General features: G+C 62.3%; 7 protein-coding genes. 2 read left to right on the top strand and 5 right to left on the bottom strand.

Annotated features, from left to right (window positions below; translation table 11 throughout):
- Positions 1–115 precede the first annotated feature (115 nt).
- Positions 116–760, bottom strand: a complete 645-nt coding sequence (locus tag EOA28_RS24255) for a response regulator transcription factor (RefSeq protein WP_127253604.1) — start codon at positions 758–760, stop codon at positions 116–118.
- Positions 757–2,160: a sensor histidine kinase gene (locus tag EOA28_RS24260; protein ID WP_126078096.1), complete on the bottom strand. Its 1,404-nt coding sequence runs from the start codon at positions 2,158–2,160 to the stop codon at positions 757–759. The genes EOA28_RS24255 and EOA28_RS24260 overlap by 4 nt, the downstream gene beginning before the upstream one ends.
- A gap of 1,128 nt (positions 2,161–3,288) precedes the next feature.
- Here EOA28_RS24260 and EOA28_RS24265 point away from each other — a divergent pair.
- The gene (locus EOA28_RS24265) at positions 3,289–3,441 is read left to right on the top strand and encodes a hypothetical protein (RefSeq protein WP_189342160.1); all 153 of its coding nucleotides are present in this window, start codon (positions 3,289–3,291) and stop codon (positions 3,439–3,441) included.
- Between the two features lie 29 nt (positions 3,442–3,470).
- On the opposite strand, the gene EOA28_RS38990 is transcribed toward EOA28_RS24265, so the two are convergent.
- The 3 genes from EOA28_RS38990 to EOA28_RS24275 all read right to left on the bottom strand — a co-directional run bounded on the left by EOA28_RS38990 (position 3,471) and on the right by EOA28_RS24275 (position 4,401).
- A complete protein-coding gene (locus EOA28_RS38990) occupies positions 3,471–3,629 on the bottom strand; it encodes a hypothetical protein (protein ID WP_189342161.1) in 159 nt (52 codons plus the stop codon).
- Positions 3,630–3,775: 146 nt separating this feature from the next.
- On the bottom strand, positions 3,776–4,156 hold the full coding sequence (locus tag EOA28_RS24270; RefSeq protein WP_127253756.1) for a YkvA family protein: 381 nt from the start codon (positions 4,154–4,156) through the stop codon (positions 3,776–3,778).
- Positions 4,157–4,218: 62 nt separating this feature from the next.
- Entirely contained in the window at positions 4,219–4,401 is a 183-nt protein-coding gene (locus EOA28_RS24275) for a hypothetical protein (protein ID WP_036258067.1), read from the bottom strand.
- A gap of 242 nt (positions 4,402–4,643) precedes the next feature.
- Here EOA28_RS24275 and EOA28_RS24280 point away from each other — a divergent pair, with 242 nt between their 5' ends.
- A complete protein-coding gene (locus tag EOA28_RS24280; protein ID WP_127253757.1) occupies positions 4,644–4,793 on the top strand; it encodes a hypothetical protein in 150 nt (49 codons plus the stop codon).
- The last annotated feature ends 359 nt before the right edge of the window (positions 4,794–5,152 follow it).

The raw sequence follows: 5,152 nt of genomic DNA on the forward strand, positions 1-5,152 counted from the left end.
TTCCTTGCTTCCTCGATCTCCAACGTCTCAAATTCTTCAATTCTTCAATTCTTCAATTCCTCAGTTCCTCAGTTCCTAATTGGCCCCTCAATTCCCCAACTCTCCGTCCAGCCCCTCAGTTCCTCTCCCTCGCCTCATGCATCAGCAGCGCCGCTTCGGTGCGGTTGCGCACGTTGAGCTTGGCGAGCACCCTGGTCATGTGATGCTTGACCGTCTTTTCCTGCAGCGACAGCCGGGCGGCCACTTCCTTGTTGCTCAGCCCCTCCGCGACCAGCTTCAGGATCTCGGCTTCGCGGCCGGTGAGCTGGGCGAGCGGGTCCGGCTTGCTGCCGGTGGGCTGCAGAAGGTCGGAAAGCAGCCTGGCCGAGAGGCTCGGCGAAACATAGCTCTGGCCGTTGGCGACATCGCGCAGGATCTCGGCCAGCGCCTTGGAGCCGACGCCTTTCAGCACATAGCCGCGCGCGCCGGCCTTCAGCGCCTGGGCGACGTCGGCATTGGTCTCCGACACCGTCAGCATCACGATCTTCTGCTCGGGCATCGCTGAAAGGATGCTGGCAAGCGCGCTGAGGCCGCCGCCCGGCATGCTGATGTCGAGCAGAAGGATATCGGGCGTGCTGGCGCGCACCAGCCTTTCGGCGTCCTCGGCGCTGGCGCCTTCGCCCACGAGTTCGAAGCCGCCTATCTCGCCGAGGCTGCGCGCAACGCCCTCGCGAAACAGGGGATGGTCGTCGACTATTGCGATGCGGATGGACGTGCTCACGGTTGCTCCTCGACAGACAAGGTGATCACCAGTCTTGTTCCCCCGGGGCCTGTCAGTGTCTCGAACTGACCGCCTATGCTTTCGATACGTTCCCTCAGGCCCGCAAGCCCAAGTCCCTCGCTTCGGGCCGGGTCGAAGCCGGGGCCTGTGTCCACGACCTCGACGAGAAGCTTGCCGCCTTTCGTCGTGGCCCTGACCTGCTGGCCCTTGCCCTTGCCGTGCCGGAAGGCGTTGTTCAGGCCTTCCTGCACGAAGCGATAGATGCTGATCTTTTCCGAGGTGCCCAGTTCCGGCAAGCGCTCTGGCAGGGTTAGCAACACATTGGTGCTGGTGCGGCGCTCATGCTCGGCCACCGCCAGGCGTAGGATGTCCGCGATGGCCTGGGTTTCGATCTGCGGCAGGACCAGCCCGTTGCAGATGCCGCGTATCTCGCGCATCGCTTCGCCGAGCGTCTTGTGGATGCCGGCGATCTCGGCTTCACGCAGCGTGCTCGACGTGGCCGGGTCGACCAGCGCCGGGCTGTCCATCCTGAGCGCGGCGAGCGCCACAAGTTGCGCCGGCCCGTCATGCAGGTCGGCGCCTATGCGCCGCAGATAGCGCTCGTTGATGGCGGCGGCGCGGCGCGAGGCGCGCTGAACGCGCTGCCGCAGCGTCGAGTTCTGCGCCAGCGCCGCCTGCAATTCCGAGACCTTGGCCTCGAGCGCCGCCTGCTGGGTGACGATGGTGCGGCTGCCGCGGAAAACGATGCCCGAGAGCAGGGCCAGCGCCGCCGCCGTGGCGCCCGCCACCACCAGCCAGCTCCACAACAGGGCCGAGTGCAGCGATTCCTCGAAATCGCCGGACAATTCGTAGAATTCAGACACGGCCACGACCTCGCCCGACCAGGGTTCGCGCACCGGGTTGTAGATCTCGAGCAGCGGCACCCCCATCGACCGTTCCTTCTCGTCTTCCTCGTCTTCGAGCCTGTTGGAGTTGTATTTGACCATGACATTGCCGGCGAAAGCGGCGACGAGATTGGCGTTGGGCTTGAACTGCCTGCCGATGAGGTCGGCGTCCTTCGAATAGAGAATCGTGCCGTCGCGCCGCCATAGCTTGAACGAGACCAGCCTTTTCCCAAGCGCTCCCTGGCCGAGCGTCTCGTCCAGCGCCCGCTTGACGGTGTCGTCCAGCTCCTGGCTCTTGCGCATGTCGGGCAGCAGCGGCGCGATCACGCTGTCGACATAGAGCGCGGTGGTGGCGGCGGAATTGTGCAGGACGCCGTCACGGATCTGAGATGTCACCCACAGCCCGACCACGAGCATCACCGCCAGAAGGCCGATGCCGCCCGCGATCACGAACTGCCAGGCAAGCGAGAGCCCGCTCCAGATTCGTGCAAGCCGTTTCAGATACCTCCCAAACATCGGCACCGTTCACCCACCCGTTCGCGACAGTATAGGCGAGGTGACGCAATTGCGACACCGACCTTGGTCCGTGCCGAGGAGGAAGGTTAATGACGGGCCGTTGCCGGCGGGGCAGCTGTGATTCGCAAGCGGTAAGATCGCCCATACCCCGAATGGCAAATGCCCGCGTCGCTCCTGTTGACGGGGAAGACGCGGGCCGGCTGCCACCTGAACTTCTTTCAGCGCCGACACAACCACCAATCCGGCCCCAGGTCCAGACCAAAAGACGTATGCCCCGCAGAGCATAGCGCCGCGCCGCCGCCGTCCGGTCTGGCGCGGTCCTGTCATCGGGCGTTGCGGATCTGAATATATAACGACGTCTGTCGGATGCCCCAGCCCAGGGCCGGGCAGCTCTGTCCTTGCATAAGACGCGGGAAGTCGCGACGGCATTTGCCCCCAAAAGAAGTCAGGGCCAAGGCCTTGATCGGCCGGACACGCGCCGCCTATACGATGGACGTTACCTTGCTGTTCGTGGCAACGCAGTATGGACGTAGGCACAAAAAACCATAAGAGAAATCACCGGCTGTCGATCTTTGATCTCGACGCATTGCGGGAAGCTTTCAGGCAGTCTGTTCGGGAGAACGACGTCACGGAAGCCGAATGGGCGCGGTACGCCGAGCATTTCGTCAAGAGCACGCTCCAAAAAGGCAGCCGGCTCACACGGGCTTGAGCGTTCGTGCGTCCGGGATCCGGGTGATTCCAGGCATGAACGTTTCGGTCCTGGCCGCTCGGACCATTGCGCCGGCGCATAGGACCTCAGCGACAATTGCGGGCGCAGGTGGAAACGGACACTGTGTCCGTGCGCCGGCTACCCCCCAAAGGAAACCCAATGGTCGGCGCTTTAGCCCGGCTTGCCTGTAAGAGAGCCGTACTCTTTTACCGCCAAGGCAAGCCGGGCTACCCCGCTCCCTGAACGCTTCAAGGCTGGCCCGTCGTCGAAACCCGGCGCCGAAGAATTAATGGCCGTGGGCCATTTCAATGCGGCGGAACGAAAGCAGGTCGGGCGCGTTCTAGGCCGCGATGTCGAGGAGTCCTCACCATCACAAGGCCGAAAGGCCGTTTCAAGCCTCGACAGACGAGGCGGAGCGCTTGGCGCGTGCGGAAAAGAACGCCAGGCTGAAGGAGCTTCGCACCCACGCTTCCTGGCTGATGCTCGATCCGCAGGCGCATTTCCAGGAGGAGATCGACTGTTCGGTCCTGCTCGGCGACCTGTCGATCCGAAAGGTCGGCCGCGAGGGCTAGGACAATCCCAGGAACGGGCTTTCAGCCCGTCACGCGAGCTGCAATCCGGCCGCGCCATCCTCGCGCGTGATCTCGATCAGCCGCGCGATCGCCCATGGCGTTATCAGCGCAAGGAAAGCAGTGAGATCGAAGAAGAGCGACCGCGCCAGATCGAACCCGCTGTGATCGTAGCAGACTGCAAACTCCATAGCGCCTTACCCCTTTTGACCCACCCGCAGCGCACGTAATTTCACGCACCCTTGAGCATGATCCTGATTGGCATCGAATACAAGGGGTCGCTAATCAAGCCGAATGTGCACCGCTATCGGCGAATCTGAAAGATCGCGACGCCGCTTTAGGCCGGCTTCGGCCAGAACAGCCAGGTGAGCGCCAGCGCCGCCAGAACCCAGACCGCGATCATGAAGGCGAGACCCGCCTTGCTGACCGGCTTCTCGCGCCGCGTGGCTTCTTCACGGAATTCCCGCATCAGGTCGGGTGGCACCAGCCTGACCGCGAGCATGATGCCGAGAGGCACGATCAGCAGGTCGTCCAGATAGCCGATGATCGGGATGAAATCCGGGATGAGATCGATCGGGCTCAGCGCATAGGCCGCGACGGCGCCCGCGATGGCTTTCGCGAACCAGGGCACGCGCGAATCACGGGCCGCAATCCACAGCGCCACCACGTCGCGCTTGATGGCGCGCGCCCATTGCTTTGCCGAGTCGAGAGCCGACATGAGCCCATTGTATAGGGCCGTATGGGCCTTCAGGCCAACGGACGAATACCGGATTTGGCCTCTCAGGCGCAGTCCTTCAACTCGACAACCTCGACGCCGAGGCGGAAAGCCTGGCCATCGGCGTAGGAACGCGCATATTGCTCGGCTTCGAAGGGGAAGATGAGTGTGGTGCCGTAGGCGGTGACGCGCACTGTCCACTTCTGTCCCCTGACGAGTTCAACACCGTGAAGCTTCGCCGTCACCATCTCACCCTCCTCAGATCCGGCACGCTCGCAACATCCGCATAACGTCGCGAAAGTCATTTGAATACAAACAATTCGACTTAATCGTGTCGTTGCGATGTCGATTCCGACATTGGGTCGTTTGCGTCCGTGAAATGGTTCACCGACAGAAGCGTTTTTTGCCGCCGGCCGCGCGCGGGCATCATGGTGATCGGAACCGAGGCAGGCACGGCGGGTTGGAGTCATGGCCCGCACAGGAGGTTTCCATGATCCGCAAACTGAAAACCGGCGAATACCGGCTCTATTCGCGCAAGATCGATCCCAGGACCGGCAAGCGCCGCAATCTCGGCACCTTCAAGTCGCGCGAAGCCGCCGGAAAGCACGAACGCGAAGGGCAGTATTTCAAGCGGCATTAGTTCCTCAACACAGTGATTTTGAAAGATTGCAGACTTGTCGAGCAAGGCCATCAACGTTGGGGTAGTCAGCGCAAACGCTGGCGATGAGCTGAAGGCTCCTGAACCTCGTCATTCTAGGGCGGAGCAAGGAGCGAAGCGACGCGCGCAGACCCTAGAATCCATGCCGTTACTTAGACCGAAGTGTGCAACGGTGCAGAATTTCTGGACCGCTGCGGCGCTCCCAAGTCACGGCATGGCAACTGTGTTCACGCGAATGCGGTTTTGTCGCGCATGATGGCGTTGAGGACGACCAGGAGCTTCCTTGCGACGGCGATGATGGCGAGTTTCTTGGACCCTGAGCGGGCAGCAAGTGCGGTATA

Origin of the sequence: Mesorhizobium sp. M2A.F.Ca.ET.067.02.1.1, assembly GCF_004023285.1 — a bacterium.
GTDB lineage: Bacteria > Pseudomonadota > Alphaproteobacteria > Rhizobiales > Rhizobiaceae > Mesorhizobium.